A 16,976-nucleotide genomic window follows, 5' to 3' on the forward strand; every position below is an offset into this window, starting at 1 on the left:
GAGGCAGTGGCCGTGGAGTTAAAATACAGGCACTTTCTATTTAAGAGGCAACTGTGAAAAATTTACGGCAAGAGTTTATCGCGTTTTCCGTGGCGACGGGAGTTTTGCGCTTCGGCGATTTCACCACCAAGGCAGGGCGCCAGTCGCCGTATTTCTTCAACGCGGGCCTGTTCCACGACGGCGCCACGCTGGCCCAGCTGGCCCAGTTCTATGCGCAGACGCTGCTGGACTCCGGCGTCGAGTTCGACATGCTGTTCGGCCCCGCCTACAAGGGCATCACGCTGGCGTCGGCCACCGCCGTCGCGCTGGCCGGCAAGGGCCGCAACACCTCCTTCGCCTACAACCGCAAGGAAGCCAAGGACCACGGCGAGGGCGGCACCATCGTCGGCGCCAAGCTGCAGGGCAAGGTTGTCATCATTGACGATGTGATATCGGCCGGCACCTCGGTGCGCGAGTCGGTGGAAATGATACGCGCCGCCGGCGCCGAACCCTGCGCCGTGCTGATCGCGCTGGACCGCATGGAGCGTGGCGCCAAGGATGGCCAGATTTCGCCATACTCGGCGGTGCAGGAAGTGACGCGCAACTATGGCATTCCCGTCATCTCCATCGGCAACCTGCAAGACTTGTTCGGTTTCCTGTCGGACGCCTCGGCCGATCCGGAACTGCAGAAGCACAAGGACGCCGTGGCCGCCTACCGCGCCCAGTACGGCGTGGCCTAAGGACGGAGCCGCAACGCCCGACGGGTTTGGGCGTTGCGGCCCTTGGCGCGTGTGCTAGACTATATTTTCTTTGCTGTAACATTAAAAGTGGAGCAAGAATGAATATAGCAACGTTGAAAGTGTACGGCGACGAGGCAGCGCTGATCGACGTGCGCGACGGTTTGCCGGTGGAGCCGGACAGCGACTGGAAGAAGGGCGATGTGCGGCCGGATGGCCGGGTACGCATCGATTCCGGTTTTTACGTCAATCTCGCCACCGACAAGGATCCGGGTTCCCTGTTAAAACAGGTGCATGGATTCCTGATTGAATGCCAGGCGCGCGGCATCACCTTCGACGCGCCGTCGATCGCCGCCGAATTGCGCATCGCCTATACCGTCGGCGACGCGGCCGTCGGCGCACCCACCCTCGATTTCTCGCTGGCCGAATTAGGCCTGCTGCTGGAAATGGGCATTACCCTCAGCATCACCTCCTGATGCGCTTTGCCGAAGACCGGCTGGCCCGGTTCAAAGGGCGCGGCGGTGCTGAGCGCACCATTCATATATGGGAACCATCGCAGCCGCGCGCCGTTATCATGGCTTTGCACGGCGCTTTGGCGCACGCGGGCGATTATGTGACGCCCGCGCTTTATTTCCGCGACCACGACATCGCGCTCGCCAGTTTCGATATGTGCGGGCATGAGGGCAAGCGCCGCGCGGATATTCCGGATTTCGATATTTTCCTCGATGAAGCCGAGCTGTTTCTTCAGTGGATAAAAAAGCATTACCCGGACTTGCCCATATTTATCATGGGTCATTCCATGGGGGCGCTGATCGCGACCAGGTTCGGCCTGGAACGCATGCGCCGCAGCGACGAAGTGAAGGGATTTATCCTTTCATCGCCGTATTATGTGAACGCGGTGAAAGTTCCGGCCATATTGCAGAATATATCGGGCTTGCTGGCGCGCTTCTTCCCGAAAATGAAAGTGCCGCTGGCGTCTTTTACCGATGTGCTGACGCATGACGCGGCCATTACCGCCCGTCATCACGCCGACGAGGCGGATAATGTGCGGGCGTCGGAATTGACGGTGCGCTTCGGTCATGCGTTGAGCGAGGCGCAAAAGGGACTGGCGGCGAAAATGCCGACCTGGCGTTTCCCCATTTACGCGGTGGTCGCGGGCGACGATAAGCTGGCCGATGGCCGCGCCGCCGAGGCCATGTTGAAAACGGTGGATGGCGGATTGCTGGAATATCGTTGCGAGCCGGCGAATTATCACGAGAATTTCAACGAAACCAATCGCGAAGACATTTTCGCCGATATCCTCCGCTGGATGACGCCGCGCATCGGCGGCTGATTCAAACCCTTCCCAATACTCGAATGTCCCTGGCGCCGCGTGCGCGCCCGGCGTCGTCACGGGCGGGTTATGCTAGATTCTGGCGTGATCGCGCCAGTTTCGGGCGCAATCCAAGTGCAAAAACCGGGGTCAGACCCAATGGGTCTGGCCCCAGCCTCTGTCTTGGGTTGCGCCTCGCCAAAAAAACGGCGCCCGAAGGCGCCGCTTTGACTATGCGGATTTAAATCAGCCAGCCAGTTTCTTTTTCAGCAGTTCGGTCAATTGGGCCGGATTGGCCTTGCCCTTGGATGCCTTCATCGCCTGGCCGATCAGCGCATTGATGGCCGCTTCCTTGCCGGCGCGGTATTGCTCGACCGATTTCTCATTCGCCGCCAATACCTCGTTGACGATGGCTTCCAGCGCGCCGGTATCGGAAATCTGTTTCAGCCCCTTTTTGTCGATAATGGCGTCGACCAGGTTTTCATCGTCGCCATTGGCGGCCCACATGTCGCCGAAGATTTCTTTGGCTATCTTGTTGGAAATGGTGCCGTCGGCAATGCGCTTCAGCATATTGGCCAGCTGCGCGGGTTTCACCGGAGAATCGGCAATATCCACATTCTCGCGGTTCAACGTCGATGACACATCGCCCATCAGCCAGTTGGCTGCGGTTTTCGCATTTTCCTTGCCGGCTTTCGCCACCACGGCCTCGAAGTAATTCGCCATCGCTTTCGACGAGGTGAGTATCAGCGCGTCATATTCCGGCAACGCGTATTCCTCGATAAAGCGGGTGCGCATCACCGCCGGCAATTCCGGCATGTCGGCTTTGACGCGGTCTATCCAATCCTGCGAAATGGCCAGCGGCGGCAAATCCGGATCCGGGAAATAGCGGTAATCCTGCGCGTCTTCCTTGCTGCGCATTTGCCGGGTTTCTTTTTTATCCGGATCGTACAAGCGCGTCGCCTGCACCACCGTGCCGCCGTCTTCGATCAATTCGATCTGGCGGCGCACTTCAACGTGAACGGCTTCTTCGATAAAGCGGAAGGAGTTCAGGTTTTTAATTTCGCAGCGGGTGCCGAATTCGGTCGCGCCTTTGGGGCGTACCGACACGTTGATATCGCAACGGAAAGAACCTTCCTGCATATTGCCGTCGCAAACGCCCAGCCACATCACCAGGCCATGCAGCGCCTTGCAATAAGCCACCGCCTCGGCCGCGCTGCGGATTTCAGGTTCGGAAACGATTTCCAGCAACGGCGTGCCGGCGCGATTCAAATCGATGCCGGACATGCCGTGATAATCCTCGTGCAGCGATTTGCCGGCATCTTCTTCCAGGTGGGCGCGCGTCAGGTTCACCGTCTTGGTGACGAATTTGCCATCCTTTTCGTAGCCGAAGGTCAGCGCGCCGCCCACGACCACGGGGTCCTCGAACTGGCTGATCTGATAACCTTTCGGTAGATCCGGATAAAAATAGTTCTTACGCGCGAAGACCGATTGCGGGGCGATTTTGCCGCCCACGGCCAAGCCGAAGCGGATCGCGCGATCCACGGCGGTCTTGTTCATCACCGGCAGCACGCCAGGCAGCGCCAGGTCGACCGGGCTGGCCTGCGTGTTCGGCTCGGCGCCGAATTTGATCGGCGAGCCGCTGAAGATTTTCGATTCGGTGGTGAGCTGCACGTGGTTCTCAATACCGATGACGACTTCCCATTCCATATTTCTGTTCTCGCTAATAGCTAATAGGTTAACGCAAGGGTTAGATACCACCGGGGGCTTGCTTGTGCCACTCGGTCGCTTGCTGGAACTGGTGCGCCACGTTCAGCAGTTTCGCCTCGGCGAAGTAGTTGCCGATGATTTGCAGGCCGACCGGACGCTTGCCGTTCTTGTCGCCCTGGCCGAAGCCGCAGGGGATGGACATGCCGGGCAGGCCCGCCAGGCTGGTCGACAGGGTGTAGATGTCGGCCAGGTAGTTGGCCACCGGGTCGGACTTGGAGCCCAGGTCCCAGGCCACGGTCGGCGCCACCGGGCCCATGATGACGTCGCAGACGGCGTTCGGGCCGTTCAGCACGGCTTCGAAGTCCTGCGCGATCAGGCGGCGGATGCGCTGCGCCTTCAGGTAGTAGGCGTCGTAGTAGCCGTGGCACAGCACATAGGTGCCGACCATGATGCGGCGCTGCACTTCCGGGCCGAAGCCCTCGGCGCGGGTCTTCTTGTACATGTCCTGCAGGTCCTTGTAGCCGTCGGCGCGGTGGCCGAAGCGCACGCCGTCGAAGCGGGACAGGTTGGACGAGGCTTCCGCCGGGGCGATCATGTAGTAGGCGGGGATGGACAGCGCGGTGTTCGGCAGCGAGATGTCCACCAGGGTGGCGCCCAGCTTCACGAACTGCGCCAGCGCGCCGCGCACGGCCGCTTCCACGTCCGCCGCCAGGCCCTCGCCGAAGTATTCCTTGGGCACGCCGATGCGCAGGCCGGCCAGCGGCTGGGCCAGGTCGCGGCCGAAGTCCTCCTGCACGCCGCCTTGTTCCGGCGTCAGGCTGGTGGAATCGCGCTCGTCGAAACCGGCCATGGCGTTCAGCAGCAGGGCGCAGTCCTCGGCGGTTTGCGCCATCGGGCCGCCCTGGTCGAGCGAGGAGGCGAAGGCGATCATGCCGAAGCGCGACACGCGGCCGTAGGTTGGCTTGATGCCGGTGATGCCGCAGAAGGCGGCCGGCTGGCGGATGGAGCCGCCGGTGTCGGTGCCGGTCACGCCGGGCGCCAGGCGCGCGGCCACGGCGGCGGCCGAACCGCCGGACGAGCCGCCGGGCACGGCGCCGTGGTCCCATGGGTTCTTCACGGGGCCGAAGGCCGAGTTTTCATTGGCCGAGCCCATGGCGAACTCGTCGCAATTGAGCTTGCCCAGCGTGACCATGCCGGCCGCGTTGAGCTTTTCCACCACGGTGGCGTCGAAGGGGCTGACGTAGTCGGCCAGCATTTTCGAGCCGGCGGTCGAGCGCCAGTTCCGGGTGACGAAGATGTCCTTGTGAGCGATCGGCACGCCGGTCAGCGGGGTGGCGGTGCCGGCGGCGATGCGGGCGTCGGCCTCGGCGGCCTGGGCCAGCGTGAGCGCGCGGTCCACGTGCAGGAAGGCGTTCAGCTCGCTTTTTTCGATGCGGTCCAGGAAGTGCGTCGCCAGCTCGGTGGCGGAAACGGCTTTGCTTTGCAGCAGGGCGGACAGTTCTTTGATGGTCTTGGTATGCATTGTTCTTCGCTCTTGGTCGATCACTCAATCGATCACTTAGTCGATTACCTTCGGCACCAGGTACAGGCCGTCTTCCGTCTTCGGCGCCACTTTCTGGTAGTCCTCGCGGCGGTTCGGCTCGGTGGCCACGTCCTCGCGCAGACGCAGTGCGATGTTGTTCATGTGCGCCGCCAGCGGATGGCTCAGCGGCGCGACGCCGTTGGTGTCCACGGCCTGCATTTGCTCGGCCAGCGCGAAGATGCCGTTCAGTTGTTCCAGGGCGGTGCCGGCCTGGGTTTCGCTCATTTCCAGTTGCGCCAGATTGGCGATGCGTTTTACGTCGGATAGTGTCAGGGACATGATGGCGAGAGGCGCGGTGTGCCGCGCGTTGTGATATGAATAAAGAACTTGTAATTCCTGCTATTTAGCCTTGAAATCCCGTCAATTGTCGTGCAATTCACGTTGTGCACGGTCGCACTTTAGAAGGGATTTTTGGTAAATGACATTCGAATTATAAGGTAGAATGGCGGGTTGATGCGTTGACGGCGCCAGGCAGGCAGCCGCCGCTTCCACGGATACTCCCTATAACTGCTCACACGCGCGGCCGACGCGCCACAGGATACTCATGTTTGGTTTTTTACGCAGGTATATTTCCACCGATCTGGCCATTGACTTGGGCACGGCCAACACCCTGATTTATGTACGCGGTTCCGGCATCGTGCTGGACGAACCATCGGTAGTTGCGATTCGCCAGGAAGGCGGCCCGAACGGCAAGAAAACGATCCAGGCGGTCGGCAAGGAAGCGAAACAGATGCTGGGCAAGGTGCCTGGCAACATCGAGGCGATCCGCCCGATGAAGGACGGCGTGATCGCCGACTTCACCGTCACCGAGCAGATGCTCAAGCAGTTCATCCGCATGGTGCACGACTCCAAGTTCTTCCGCCCGTCGCCGCGCATCATCATTTGCGTGCCTTGCGGCTCGACCCAGGTCGAGCGCCGCGCGATCCGCGAATCCGCGCTGGGCGCGGGCGCCTCCCAGGTCTACCTGATCGAGGAGCCGATGGCCGCCGCGATAGGCGCCGGCCTGCCGGTCTCCGACGCCACCGGTTCGATGGTGGTCGACATCGGCGGCGGCACCACCGAGGTGGGCATCATCTCGCTGGGCGGCATGGTGTACAAGGGTTCGGTGCGCGTGGGCGGCGACAAGTTCGACGAGGCCATCGTCAACTACATCCGCCGCAACTACGGCATGCTGATCGGCGAACAGACCGCCGAGGCGATCAAGAAGGCCATCGGTTCGGCCTTCCCGGGCTCCGAGGTCAAGGAAATGGAAGTCAAGGGCCGCAACCTGTCCGAAGGCATTCCGCGCTCGTTTACGATCTCGTCGAACGAGATCCTGGAGGCGCTGACCGACCCGCTGAACAACATCGTTTCGGCCGTGAAGAACGCGCTGGAACAGACCCCGCCCGAGCTGGGCGCGGACATCGCCGAAAAAGGCATGATGCTGACCGGCGGCGGCGCCCTGCTGCGCGACCTGGATCGCCTGCTGATGGAGGAGACCGGCCTGCCGGTGCTGGTGGCGGAGGATCCGCTGACCTGCGTGGTGCGCGGCTCCGGCATGGCGCTGGAGCGGATGGACCAGCTGGGTTCGATCTTCTCCTACGAGTGATCTGAGTAAGCGGGGCGGCCAGGAGCCGCCCCGCTGCATTATGTAGACTGAGACTGGGCTACCCGCTGGTTCGCGCCGGATTATTGGAAACATGGAATACAGTCCACCGCCACTCTTCAAGCAAGGCGCGCCCGCGCGCGTCAAAATGACTTTGTTCGCCTGCATTTCGATCGCGCTGCTGCTGGCCGACGCGCGCATGCACGCGCTCACCACGGTGCGCCAGGTGGTCGGCACCGTGCTGTACCCCCTGCAAATGGCGGCGCTGATGCCGCGCGACGCGCTGTACGGCGTGGGCGACTATTTCTCGTCGCAGGCCGCGCTGGAGCGCCAGGTGCGCGATTTGAAGCAGCAGCAGATCGTGTCGGCCCAGGCGATGCAGCAGGCGCAGCTCCACAACGCGGAAAACGCGCAGCTGCGCAAGCTGCTGGACGCGCGCGAGCGCGTGCCGGGCAAGTCGCTGCTGGCCGAGATCCTGTACGACGCGCGCGACAGCGCCAGCCGCAAGATCGTGCTCGACCGCGGCGTGCAGCAGGGTGTGGCCCTGGGCCTGCCCGTGATTGACAACCAGGGCGTGGTGGGGCAGGTGACGCGGGTGTTCCCGTTCACCTCCGAGGTCACGCTGCTGACGGACAAGGAGCAGGCCATTCCAGTGCAGGTGCTGCGCAACGGCTTGCGCAGCGTGGCGTACGGCCGCGGCCAGTCCGGCCAGCTGGACCTGCGCTTCATGGCGCCCAACGCCGACGTGCAGGTGGGCGACATCCTGATCACCTCCGGCATCGACGGCGTGTATCCGGCCGGCCTGGCCGTGGCGCGCGTGATGCAGGTGGAGAACAACGCCAACGGCGCCTTCGGCCGCGTGGTGTGCCAGCCGCTGGCGGGCATCCAGAACCACAGCCAGCTGCTGATATTGATGTCGCCTCCAGAACTGCCGCCACGGCCGCCGGAAGAGGAAGTGATCAAACCCGGCCGCAAAGGCAAGGCCGCCAAGGAGGCCGCCGCTGCCGCCGCCGCCGCCGCAGCGGCCACCGCCGGCGCGACGCCCGGCGCGGCCGGACCGGCCGCCGCGCCCGCGGGAACGACGCCCGCCGGCGTGACGCCCGCGCCTGCGCAGCGTCCGGCCGCCGCGGCTCCGGCCCCGGCCCCGGCGGCCGCCAGTCCGTCCGCCGCGCCGCGCGCCGAGCCGAAAAAGGAAACGCGATGAACCGCCCCCATTACATACTGCTGCCGGTCAGCCCGGTCTTCATCGCGTTCAGCCTGTTCTGCGCGTTCCTGCTCAACCTCATGCCCTGGGGGCACTTCGTCGGCGCGCCGGACTTCGTCGCGCTGACGCTGGTGTTCTGGGGCGTGCACCAGCCGCGCAAGGTCGGCATCGGCACCGCCTTCTTCCTCGGCCTGCTGATGGACGTGCACGACGCCACGCTGCTGGGCGAGAACGCGCTGGCGTACACGCTGCTGTCCTATTGCGCCATCATGATCCACCGCCGCGTGCTGTGGTTCCCGCTGATGACGCAGGCCATGCACGTGTTCCCGCTGCTGCTGATGGCGCAGTCGGTGCAGCTGATGGTGCGCTTCATCGTGTCCGGCAAGTTCGCCGGCTGGTGGTATTTCATCGAAAGCGTGGTGGCCGTGGCCCTGTGGCCATTCATCACCATGCTGCTGCTGGCGCCGCAGCGCCGCGCCGTGGATAAAGACCACACGCGTCCCATCTGACCCGAAGCGCGATGACCGAGTTAAAAAACACAGAACGCGAACTCCATCTGTTCCGCCTGCGCCTGTCGGCGCTGGGCCTGCTGGTGTTCGTCTGCTTCGCCGTGCTGCTGGCGCGCTTCGTGTGGCTGCAGGTGGTGCACCACGACCACTACATGACGCAGGCCGAGGAGAACCGCATCGCCTTCGTACCGGTGGTGCCCAACCGCGGCCTGATCGTGGACCGCAATGGCGTGGTCCTGGCCCGCAACTATTCCGCCTACACGCTGGAGATCACCCCGTCCAAGCTGCGCCTGCCGCTGGAGACGGTGATCGACGAAGTGGCCAAGCTGGTGCAGGTGGAGCCCAAGGACCGCAAACGCTTCAAGCGCCTGCTGGAGGAAACCAAGAGCTTCGAGGGCGTGCCGCTGCGCACCCGCCTGACCGACGAGGAGGTGGCGCGCTTCACCGCGCAGCGCTTCCGCTTCCCCGGCGTGGAGATCCAGGCGCGCCTGTTCCGCCAGTATCCGCTGGGCGAAACCGCCTCGCACGTGATCGGCTTCATCGGCCGCATCAGCCAGAGCGAGGCCAAGGTGATCGAGGCCGGCGACGACGCGCGCAACTACAAGGGCACCGAGCATATCGGCAAGGAGGGCCTGGAGAAGAGCTACGAGAAGCAGCTGCACGGCGTCACCGGCTACGAGGAGGTGGAAGTCTCGGCCGGCGGGCGCGCGGTGCGCACCCTGTCGCGCACCCCGGCCACGCCGGGCAACAACCTGATACTGTCGATCGACATCGAGCTGCAGAAGGTGGCGGAGGAGGCCTTCGGCGAGTGGCGCGGCGCGCTGGTGGCGATCGAGCCGTCCACCGGCGACATCCTGGCCTATGTGTCGCGCCCCGGCTACGACCCCAACCTGTTCGTGGACGGCATCGACCAGCAAAGCTGGAACGAACTGAACACCTCGCTGGACCGGCCCATGGTGAACCGGCCGCTGTCCGGCACCTACGCGCCGGGCTCCACCTTCAAGCCCTTCATGGCGCTGGCCGCGCTGGAGACGGGCAAGCGCACCACCGGGCAGACCATCAGCGATCCGGGTTTCTTCTACCTGGGCAGCCACAAGTTCCGCGACGACGTGGTGAACGGCCACGGCACGGTGGATATGCGCAAGTCCATCGTCGTGTCCTGCAACACCTATTACTATGTGCTGGGCCGCGACATGGGCATCGACGCGATCCACGACTTCATGAAGCCCTTCGGCTTCGGCCAGCCGACCGGCATCGACCTGGAAAACGAGAAGACCGGCATCCTGCCGTCGCAGGCCTGGAAGCGCAACCGCTACAAGAAGAATCCGCAGGCCGGCAAGTGGGTGGGCGGCGACACCATTTCCGTTTCCAACGGCTCGGGCTACAACTCGTACACGCCGCTGCAGGTGGCGCACGCGGTGTCCATCCTGGCCAACAACGGCGTGGTGATGAAGCCCCATCTGGTCAAGATCGTGGAGGACGGCGCCACCAAGGCGCGCAAGCTGACGGTGGCCAAGGAAAGCTACCGCATCCCGCTCAAGCAGGAGAACGTGGACTTCATCAAGGAGGCCATGGTGGGTGTGACCACCGAGGGCACCGCCGCGCGCGCCTTCGTCAACGCCGGCTATACCGTGGGCGGCAAGACCGGCACCGCGCAGGTGATCGCGATCAAGGCCAACGAGAAGTACAACGCGTCCAAGCTGGACGAGCGCCTGCGCGACAACGCCTGGTTCACCGCCTTCGCGCCGGCCGACAAGCCGCGCATCGTGATCGCCATGATCGTGGAAAACGCCGGCTTCGGCGGCGCGGTGGCGGCGCCGATCACGCGCAAGGTGCTCGACTACTACCTGCTGGGCAAGCGCCCGACGGAGAAGGACACGACCAAGGTGCCGAAGGAGGACGCGGCCGAATTCGAACCGGTGCTGGATCCGGCGGACGAGGAGGCGGCCGCCGTCGCCACCGAGGAGAAGCGCGCGGCCGCGGGCGGCGCCGCCCCGGCGCCCGCCGCTCCAGCCGCGCCGGCGGCTGCGGCCAAGCCGCAGCCGCTGGTGCAGCCGCCGCTGATACAGAAACCGCCCGTGCCGCAGCCGGGATCGGCCGCCCGGCACGGCACCGTGGTGCCGCAGCCGGCCACGCCGCCGCACGCGCCGGTGCAGGGGCTGCCGCCGGCCACGCCGCCGCGCAAGAAAGAATAAGGAGGCGCGATGCCTATCAACGAGAGGCGCTCGCTGTGGCGCCGGATGAAACCGTACCTGATGGTGTTCGACCCGCCGCTGATGATCATCATCACGCTGCTGCTCGGCACCAGCCTGGTCACGCTGGTCTCGGCCAGCATGGGCATACCGGGCAAGATGGAGGACCAGGTGCGCAATATCTGCATGTCCTTCATGATGATGTGGATCGTGGCCAACGTGTCGCCGCAAATGATGATGCGCATCGCGCTGCCGGCCTACGTGATGACGGTGGCGCTGCTGGTGGCGGTGGCCCTGGTGGGCACCATCAAGCTGGGCGCGCGCCGCTGGCTGCACATCGGCGTGGTCGACATCCAGCCCTCCGAGTTCGCCAAGATCGCCGTGCCGCTGATGCTGGCGTGGTTCTTCCAGCAGCGCCAGGGTTCGCTGCGCTGGCCCTCCTACGCGATCGGCGCGGCGCTGCTGCTGGTGCCGGTGTTCCTGATCGCGCGCCAGCCCGACCTGGGCACGGCGCTGCTGGTGGTGATGGCGGGATTCTGCGTGATCTTCCTGGCCGGGCTGTCCTGGAAGGCGATCTTCGCGCTGGCGGTGGCCGCCGCCGCGAGCATGCCGGTGGCCTGGTCGATGATGCACGACTACCAGCGCGAGCGCATCATGACGCTGATCGACCCCACCACCGACCCGCTGGGCAAGGGCTTCCACATCATCCAGGCCACCATCGCCGTCGGCTCCGGCGGCTTGATGGGCAAGGGCTGGAAGGAGGGCACCCAGGCCCACCTGGAGTTCATCCCCGAACGCACCACCGACTTCATCTTCGCCGTGTATTCCGAGGAGTTCGGCCTGGTGGGCAACCTGTGCCTGATGCTGCTGTACCTGCTGCTGATCGGACGCGGCCTGATGATCGCCGCGAACGCGCCCAACTTCTTCACCCGCCTGCTGGCCGGCGCCGTGACGATGATCTTCTTCACCTACGCCTTCGTGAACATGGGCATGGTGAGCGGCATCCTGCCGGTGGTGGGCGTGCCGCTGCCGTTCATGAGCTACGGTGGCACCGCGCTGCTGACGCTGGGACTGGCCTCGGGCATCCTGATGAGCGTGCAGCGCCACCGCAAGCTGGTGCAAACATGATGCGCCTGTCCTATTTCGCCATGCTGGCGGCGCTGCTGGCGCTGGCCGGCTGCGGCAACGCGCCGCAGCTGCCGTCGCCGGATGGCGCCCGGCCAGCCCCCGCGCCCACGCCATCCGGCAAGCCTCGCCAGGAGCCCGGCGTGCCGGTGCTGCCGCCCGCCGGTTCGGGACGCGGCGGCTATTACCAGGACGACGGCCCGGGCGACAACCCGCCGCCCAACCTGATGCAGACGCCCGACGCGGAGGTGCGCAACGACCCGCCCATCCCGCGCTCCAACCGGCCCTACGTCGTCTTCGGAAAGACCTACACGCCGATCACGGACACGGACACGCCTTTCGTGCAGCGCGGGCTGGGAACCTGGTACGGCAAGAAGTTCCACGGCCAGCGCACCTCGTCCGGCGAACTGTATGACATGTACAAGATGACGGCCGCCCATCCCACGCTGCCGATTCCGTCGTACGCGCGGGTGACGAACCTGGACAACGGCAACCAGGTGGTGGTGCGCATCAACGACCGCGGGCCGTTCCACTCCACGCGCGTGATCGACGTCTCCTACACGGCGGCGCTGAAACTGGGCTTGCTGGGCAAGGGCAGCCACCAGCTGGAGGTGGAGCGCATCCTGCCGGCGGAGGCCGCGCGGCTGGCGGCCGGCGGCAAGCCGCGGACGAGCGCGGCGATTCCGCAGGGCGCGCCGCGGCAGGGCGTGCAAAAGATCATCCCGCCGGCCGTGGCCCCGGCGCCGCAGCGTCCCGTTGCGCACACGGCGGCGCTGCTGTATCCGCCGCCGCCGGCGAGCGCGCCCGATGCCGGCGCGCAGGCGGGCCCCATCATGGCCGCCCCGCTGATCGTGACGCCGGATCCGGCGCAGGCTGACGGCGGCGTCATGCTGGCCGGTGGCAGCGTCTCCGGCGCGTCCGCGGCGGCGATGCCGGCGGTCGGGACTCCTCCCGCCGCGCAAGGCGGTTTCTATCTGCAGCTGGGCGCGTATTCACGCGCCGAGAACGCCGAATCCGCGCGCGCGAAAGTGGCGATGGAGACGTCCCTGTTCGGTCTGGAGGTGGTGCCGTCCGGCGCCGTGTTGCGCCTGTACAGCGGGCCGTATGCGACGCGGCAGGAAGCCGCGCAGGCGATGCAGGCCTTGCCTCCCGCCCTGGGTTTGAAGCCGCTGGTGATACAGCGCTGATAAACCAGCGGCAGAATCGGGGGACAGACCCGCGATCCGAGTCCCATGCTTTTGCGGCAGCTTGTGGCGCGGAGGGTCTGTCCCCGGTTGAGGCCGCTGGTTTTATTTGCAGCCGCGGCTGACCTTGTCCTCGAAGCCGCCGCGTATCTTGTCCAGCTGCGCCTTCACCTCGGCGCTGATGCCGCGGAACTGGAAGGCCAGCTGTTTGCTGCCGCTCATGCGCGGCGCCACGCGGGCGCCATGCACGCCCTGTTTCTGCAGGCTGGCCAGCAGGTTCTGCGCCGCCGTCTCGCTCTTGAACACGCCCAGTGAAATCCCCCAGCGCTGGGTGGGATTGTCGGACATGACGAAGTAGTTGGTCACGCCCAGTTGGCGCAGTTCCGCCGTCTTCTTGTCCGCGCCTTCCTTGCCGCCCTGCGGCGGAATGTACACGATGTAGCTCGAAATCTCCGTGCCCGGCATGTTGATGCGCGCCTGGCGGTCGCCCAGGTCCAGCTTGGCCAGCTGCGTCTCAAACCTGCGCGCCTCCGGCAGCAGGAAATTGCCGATCTCCAGGCAGGCGATGGTCTCCGGCTTTTTCTCCACGGCCGCCGGCGCCGGCGCGGGCGCCGCCAGCGCGGCCATCGCGGCGTTGGCCTTGGCCGGCGCGATGATGAACAGCTTGTTGGCGTTCAGCTGATTCGCCAGCCGCGCCGGTTCGCGCTCGTTGCCGCTGAAATGGCCGAGATAGCCCTGCCCATACGCGTACAGCGCACCATTCACGGCAAGCAGGGACCAGAAGATAAATTTCAGCACGGGCGATCCAGATCAGCGCCGCCATGGTCGGGATGAACCACGGCGGCATGCAAACCAATAAGCACGATATTATCCACCAATTGATGCGGCACGCGCGCCGTCAGGGCGGGGGAAATGTACTGCGCGGCGCCGCCGGAGATCAAACAGTCCTCGGCCTGGTGCAGCATGCACGCGTGTTCGATGGCGCCCGCCTGGGCCGCCAGCAGGCCGCTGAGGATGGCGTCGTCGGTGTTGTCGGCGAAGCCGGACGGCAGCGGGCCGCCCTGCGCGATCTGCGGCAGCTGCGCCGTGTTGCGCGCCAGCGAGGTGGCCATCAGGCCCAGGCCGGGCAGTATCATCCCGCCGAGGAAGACGCCGTCCGCCGTCACCGCGTCGATGGTGGTGGCGGTGCCGCAGTTGGCCACGATGATGGCGCGGCCCGGCGCCAGCGCGTGCGCGCCGATGGCGGCGGCGAAACGGTCGCAGCCCAGCTGGCCGGGATTGCGGTAGCCGTTCTTCACGCCGGCCCGTTCGGGTATGGAGGCGAACCACTCGATGGCCTCCGCGTTTCCGGCGGCGGCCAGCATGCGTTCCAGCTGCTCGCGGACCGCGGCGCCGGCCACGTTGGCGGCCAGCACGCGCGTGACGGCGCCATGGCCTTGCGCCGCGTGCGTGGTGAACGCGGCGCGCCACGCGTCCGCCAGCTGCGCGGCGTCGGCGTGCATCACGGCGCCGTAGTCCAGCCATTGGCCCGGCTTGGAGGCGTCGGCCGCCAGCGCCCATTTGATGCGGGTGTTGCCCGCGTCGATCAGCAGCATCATGGCGCCAGCCTCAGCGACACGTCGCCGGACAGCACCGGCACGCGGCCGGCGTCGGTGTCGAGCAGCAGGCGGCCCAGTTCATCCACGCCGGCCGCGCGGCCCTCGTGCAGCACCTGGCCGCGGTCGATGATGGTGACTTGCTGGCCGCGCCAGGCCTGCAGCGCGTTCCAGCGTTCGGTGAAGGCGGCGAAGCCGGTGTCGTCGAATTCGGCCAGCGTGGCGGACAGGCGGTTCAGCAGCGCGGCCATCAACTGGTTGCGGTCCATCTGCGCCAGCCACGGCGCGGAGGCGACCTCGCGGCCGATGTCGGCCTCCAGCCGGTCCGGCATCAGCAGGTTGACGCCGGCGCCGATCACGGCCCAGATCTCGCCGTTCGGCGCGTTCTGCGTCTCGACCAGGATGCCGGCCAGCTTGGCGCCGTCCTTCAGCAGGTCGTTCGGCCATTTCAGCAGCACCGGCACGCCCAGCGCGGCGATGGCCTCGGCCAGGGCCACGCCCACCGCGAGCGGCAGGCCGACCAGATTTTGCAGCGGCCCCTTGAAGCGCCAGGCCAGCGAGAAGGTGAGCGTGGCGCCCGGCGCGGACAGCCAGGCGCGCCCGGCGCGGCCCTTGCCGGCGGTCTGGTTTTCGGCGATCAGCAGCACCGGCGCGGACAGCGCGGCGGCGTGGACGCGTTGCAGCAGGTCCGCGTTGGTGGAGCCGGTTTCGGCGACCACTTCCAGCGCCACATGGGAGGCGCACTCCGCCACGTGGGGGGCGATGGCGGCCGGGCTTAATTGGTGGATGGTGTGTGGCTGGCTCATCGTGCGTTCTTGCGCGGCTTGTGCGGCGCCTTGGCGAAGGCGAAATCGTAGACCGCGTTCGGCAGCAGGCGCAGGGCCTTGGCCACCACGCCCATCTGCCATGGGATGACCGAGTAGCTCGTGCCGCGCTCGATGGTGCGCATCGCGGCGGCGGCGAACTTCTCGGGCGCCATCAGGAAAGGCATGGCGTAGGGATTGTGCCTGGTCATGGGCGTGTCGATGTAGCCGGGGCAGATGGTCACCACGCCGATGCCGTGCGGCTTCATCTCGATCCGCAGCGATTCGCAGTAGCTGATGACGGCCGCCTTGGATGCGCTGTAGCCGCCTCCGCCGGGCAGGCCGCGTATGCCCGCCACGCTGCCGATGCCCACCAGCCGCGCCGGCGTGCGCTGCGCCTTCATCGCGCCGATGAAGGGCGCGAAGGTGGCGAAGGTGGCGGTGACGTTGGTGGCCATGATGGATTCGAACACGGGCAGGTCTTCCGCGTGGTCGGTGAGGGTACCGTGCGAGATGCCGGCGCTGGCGATCACCACGTCCACGCCGCCGGTGTATTCGATGTAGTCCATGGCGGCCGCGCGTATGCCCGCGTGGTCCAGCACATCGACCGCGTAGGCGCGGTGTTTTTCGGGGTTGGGCAGGGTGGCGATCAGCGCGTCCAGCGCGTCGCGGCGGCGTGACATCAAACCAAGGGTGGCGCCGTGCTGGGCGTAGCGCAAGGCGAGGGCGGCGCCGATACCGCTGGAGGCGCCCGTGATGAATACCCGTTTCAACGCCATGCCGGGTTTATTTCTTTTCCGCTTTGGCTTTGGCGACCAGATGGTCCATCACCTGCAGCGAGGCCGCGTGCAGGTCCACTTCCGTCGTATCCGCCGGCAGGCTCTGGCTGACCTGGTAGGCCGAGGTCTGATAGCGGCCATCGACGATCAGCATGGGCCAGGAATCGATCTTGTAATCGTTCATCATCTTCTCGGCGCGGGTCGCACGGGACTGGACCGCGAAGGAGCGGTAGGTGTCGATGAACTTCTGGCGGTCGATGCCGTTCTTCGCCACCCAGTCGAACACCTGCCCATCGCGCTCGAGCTTCTCGCGCTCCACGTGGATGGCTCGGAACACCTTGGTCTGGTACTTGTCCACCAGGCCCAGCGCCTCGAGCGTGAAGTACAGCTTTTGCTGCGGCTCGCCGCGCGGCACGTGCACGCGCTTGAACACGATGTTGGCGCCTTGCTTCTTCACCCACGCGTCGATCATCGGCTCCAGCACGTTGCAGTGCGGGCACCAGTAGGCGAAGAACTCGATCACCTCGATCTTCTTGCCGGTGTCCGTGTTCTGCGCCGTCGGCAGCACCACGTAGTCGGTGCCCGCGACCGGGCTGGCCGGGGACGCCGAGGCGCCCGGCGCCATGAAGGCGCTGCCGCACAAGGCCAATACGCTCAGGATCCGCTTCACAATACGCATGCTC

17 protein-coding genes are annotated in these 16,976 nt (G+C 65.7%); 9 read left to right on the forward strand and 8 right to left on the reverse strand.

Translation table 11 applies throughout. The features are described 5' to 3' along the window. Positions 1 to 53 precede the first annotated feature (53 nt). From pyrE to BM436_RS00125, 3 genes are all read left to right on the forward strand, one after another. A complete protein-coding gene (pyrE, locus tag BM436_RS00115; protein WP_093552165.1) occupies positions 54 to 719 on the forward strand; it encodes an orotate phosphoribosyltransferase in 666 nt (221 codons plus the stop codon). A 98-nt stretch (positions 720 to 817) separates the two neighbouring features. Further along, positions 818 to 1,192: a hypothetical protein gene (locus BM436_RS00120; RefSeq protein ID WP_093552166.1), complete on the forward strand. Its 375-nt coding sequence runs from the start codon at positions 818 to 820 to the stop codon at positions 1,190 to 1,192. Continuing rightward, complete coding sequence (locus tag BM436_RS00125; protein ID WP_093552167.1) at positions 1,192 to 2,049, forward strand: alpha/beta fold hydrolase; 858 nt, start codon at positions 1,192 to 1,194, stop codon at positions 2,047 to 2,049. The genes BM436_RS00120 and BM436_RS00125 overlap by 1 nt, the downstream gene beginning before the upstream one ends. 225 nt (positions 2,050 to 2,274) lie before the next feature. Here the strand turns inward: BM436_RS00125 and gatB are convergent, their stop codons facing one another. Genes gatB through gatC form a run of 3 tightly spaced genes read right to left on the reverse strand, consistent with a single transcriptional unit; the run spans position 2,275 to position 5,596 of the window. Then, entirely contained in the window at positions 2,275 to 3,735 is a 1,461-nt protein-coding gene (gene gatB / locus BM436_RS00130) for an Asp-tRNA(Asn)/Glu-tRNA(Gln) amidotransferase subunit GatB (protein WP_093552169.1), read from the reverse strand. Between the two features lie 40 nt (positions 3,736 to 3,775). Further along, positions 3,776 to 5,257 (reverse strand): Asp-tRNA(Asn)/Glu-tRNA(Gln) amidotransferase subunit GatA, encoded by a 1,482-nt coding sequence (gene gatA / locus BM436_RS00135; RefSeq protein ID WP_093552171.1) that lies wholly within the window; start codon positions 5,255 to 5,257, stop codon positions 3,776 to 3,778. Positions 5,258 to 5,293: 36 nt separating this feature from the next. Continuing rightward, the gene (gatC, locus tag BM436_RS00140) at positions 5,294 to 5,596 is read right to left on the reverse strand and encodes an Asp-tRNA(Asn)/Glu-tRNA(Gln) amidotransferase subunit GatC (RefSeq protein WP_093552174.1); all 303 of its coding nucleotides are present in this window, start codon (positions 5,594 to 5,596) and stop codon (positions 5,294 to 5,296) included. A 265-nt stretch (positions 5,597 to 5,861) separates the two neighbouring features. On the opposite strand from gatC, the gene BM436_RS00145 reads away from it, so the two are divergent. From BM436_RS00145 to BM436_RS00170, 6 genes are all read left to right on the forward strand, one after another. Continuing rightward, positions 5,862 to 6,905 (forward strand): rod shape-determining protein, encoded by a 1,044-nt coding sequence (locus tag BM436_RS00145; protein ID WP_056398240.1) that lies wholly within the window; start codon positions 5,862 to 5,864, stop codon positions 6,903 to 6,905. 91 nt (positions 6,906 to 6,996) lie between these two features. Then, positions 6,997 to 8,106: a rod shape-determining protein MreC gene (gene mreC, locus BM436_RS00150; RefSeq protein WP_093552176.1), complete on the forward strand. Its 1,110-nt coding sequence runs from the start codon at positions 6,997 to 6,999 to the stop codon at positions 8,104 to 8,106. Then, complete coding sequence (mreD, locus tag BM436_RS00155) at positions 8,103 to 8,615, forward strand: rod shape-determining protein MreD (RefSeq protein ID WP_093552177.1); 513 nt, start codon at positions 8,103 to 8,105, stop codon at positions 8,613 to 8,615. The genes mreC and mreD overlap by 4 nt, the downstream gene beginning before the upstream one ends. An 11-nt stretch (positions 8,616 to 8,626) precedes the next feature. Next, complete coding sequence (gene mrdA, locus BM436_RS00160; protein WP_093552180.1) at positions 8,627 to 10,810, forward strand: penicillin-binding protein 2; 2,184 nt, start codon at positions 8,627 to 8,629, stop codon at positions 10,808 to 10,810. 9 nt (positions 10,811 to 10,819) lie between these two features. Further along, entirely contained in the window at positions 10,820 to 11,935 is a 1,116-nt protein-coding gene (gene rodA, locus BM436_RS00165; RefSeq protein ID WP_093552182.1) for a rod shape-determining protein RodA, read from the forward strand. Next, a complete protein-coding gene (locus BM436_RS00170) occupies positions 11,932 to 13,119 on the forward strand; it encodes a septal ring lytic transglycosylase RlpA family protein (protein WP_307663632.1) in 1,188 nt (395 codons plus the stop codon). The genes rodA and BM436_RS00170 overlap by 4 nt, the downstream gene beginning before the upstream one ends. Positions 13,120 to 13,221: 102 nt before the next feature. Here the strand turns inward: BM436_RS00170 and BM436_RS00175 are convergent, their stop codons facing one another. From BM436_RS00175 to BM436_RS00195, 5 genes are read right to left on the reverse strand one after another with little or no spacing between them, the layout of a single operon-like run. Continuing rightward, positions 13,222 to 13,914: an SPOR domain-containing protein gene (locus tag BM436_RS00175; protein WP_093552184.1), complete on the reverse strand. Its 693-nt coding sequence runs from the start codon at positions 13,912 to 13,914 to the stop codon at positions 13,222 to 13,224. Continuing rightward, positions 13,908 to 14,714, reverse strand: a complete 807-nt coding sequence (locus tag BM436_RS00180; protein ID WP_093552186.1) for a type III pantothenate kinase — start codon at positions 14,712 to 14,714, stop codon at positions 13,908 to 13,910. The genes BM436_RS00175 and BM436_RS00180 overlap by 7 nt, the downstream gene beginning before the upstream one ends. After that, complete coding sequence (locus BM436_RS00185) at positions 14,711 to 15,517, reverse strand: biotin--[acetyl-CoA-carboxylase] ligase (protein WP_093552190.1); 807 nt, start codon at positions 15,515 to 15,517, stop codon at positions 14,711 to 14,713. Before BM436_RS00185 ends, BM436_RS00180 begins: the two co-directional genes overlap by 4 nt. Further along, positions 15,514 to 16,293 (reverse strand): SDR family oxidoreductase, encoded by a 780-nt coding sequence (locus BM436_RS00190; protein WP_093552194.1) that lies wholly within the window; start codon positions 16,291 to 16,293, stop codon positions 15,514 to 15,516. Before BM436_RS00190 ends, BM436_RS00185 begins: the two co-directional genes overlap by 4 nt. A gap of 7 nt (positions 16,294 to 16,300) precedes the next feature. Further along, positions 16,301 to 16,972, reverse strand: a complete 672-nt coding sequence (locus BM436_RS00195) for a thiol:disulfide interchange protein DsbA/DsbL (RefSeq protein WP_093552197.1) — start codon at positions 16,970 to 16,972, stop codon at positions 16,301 to 16,303. Between the last annotated feature and the right edge of the window lie 4 nt (positions 16,973 to 16,976).

It is taken from the genome of Pseudoduganella namucuonensis, assembly GCF_900116645.1.
Taxonomy (GTDB): domain Bacteria; phylum Pseudomonadota; class Gammaproteobacteria; order Burkholderiales; family Burkholderiaceae_D; genus Rugamonas; species Rugamonas namucuonensis.

Excerpts from the sequence above, each read along its gene's own strand:
- gatA (WP_093552171.1), bottom strand. The coding sequence starts at position 5,257 with ATGCATACCAAGACCATCAAAGAACTGTCCGCCCTGCTGCAAAGCAAA.
- rodA (WP_093552182.1), top strand. The coding sequence starts at position 10,820 with ATGCCTATCAACGAGAGGCGCTCGCTGTGGCGCCGGATGAAACCGTAC.
- BM436_RS00125 (WP_093552167.1), top strand. The coding sequence starts at position 1,192 with ATGCGCTTTGCCGAAGACCGGCTGGCCCGGTTCAAAGGGCGCGGCGGT.
- BM436_RS00180 (WP_093552186.1), bottom strand. The coding sequence starts at position 14,714 with ATGATGCTGCTGATCGACGCGGGCAACACCCGCATCAAATGGGCGCTG.
- mrdA (WP_093552180.1), top strand. The coding sequence starts at position 8,627 with ATGACCGAGTTAAAAAACACAGAACGCGAACTCCATCTGTTCCGCCTG.
- BM436_RS00145 (WP_056398240.1), top strand. The coding sequence starts at position 5,862 with ATGTTTGGTTTTTTACGCAGGTATATTTCCACCGATCTGGCCATTGAC.
- BM436_RS00185 (WP_093552190.1), bottom strand. The coding sequence starts at position 15,517 with ATGAGCCAGCCACACACCATCCACCAATTAAGCCCGGCCGCCATCGCC.
- BM436_RS00195 (WP_093552197.1), bottom strand. The coding sequence starts at position 16,972 with ATGCGTATTGTGAAGCGGATCCTGAGCGTATTGGCCTTGTGCGGCAGC.
- BM436_RS00190 (WP_093552194.1), bottom strand. The coding sequence starts at position 16,293 with ATGGCGTTGAAACGGGTATTCATCACGGGCGCCTCCAGCGGTATCGGC.
- BM436_RS00170 (WP_307663632.1), top strand. The coding sequence starts at position 11,932 with ATGATGCGCCTGTCCTATTTCGCCATGCTGGCGGCGCTGCTGGCGCTG.
- gatC (WP_093552174.1), bottom strand. The coding sequence starts at position 5,596 with ATGTCCCTGACACTATCCGACGTAAAACGCATCGCCAATCTGGCGCAA.
- BM436_RS00120 (WP_093552166.1), top strand. The coding sequence starts at position 818 with ATGAATATAGCAACGTTGAAAGTGTACGGCGACGAGGCAGCGCTGATC.
- mreC (WP_093552176.1), top strand. The coding sequence starts at position 6,997 with ATGGAATACAGTCCACCGCCACTCTTCAAGCAAGGCGCGCCCGCGCGC.
- mreD (WP_093552177.1), top strand. The coding sequence starts at position 8,103 with ATGAACCGCCCCCATTACATACTGCTGCCGGTCAGCCCGGTCTTCATC.
- gatB (WP_093552169.1), bottom strand. The coding sequence starts at position 3,735 with ATGGAATGGGAAGTCGTCATCGGTATTGAGAACCACGTGCAGCTCACC.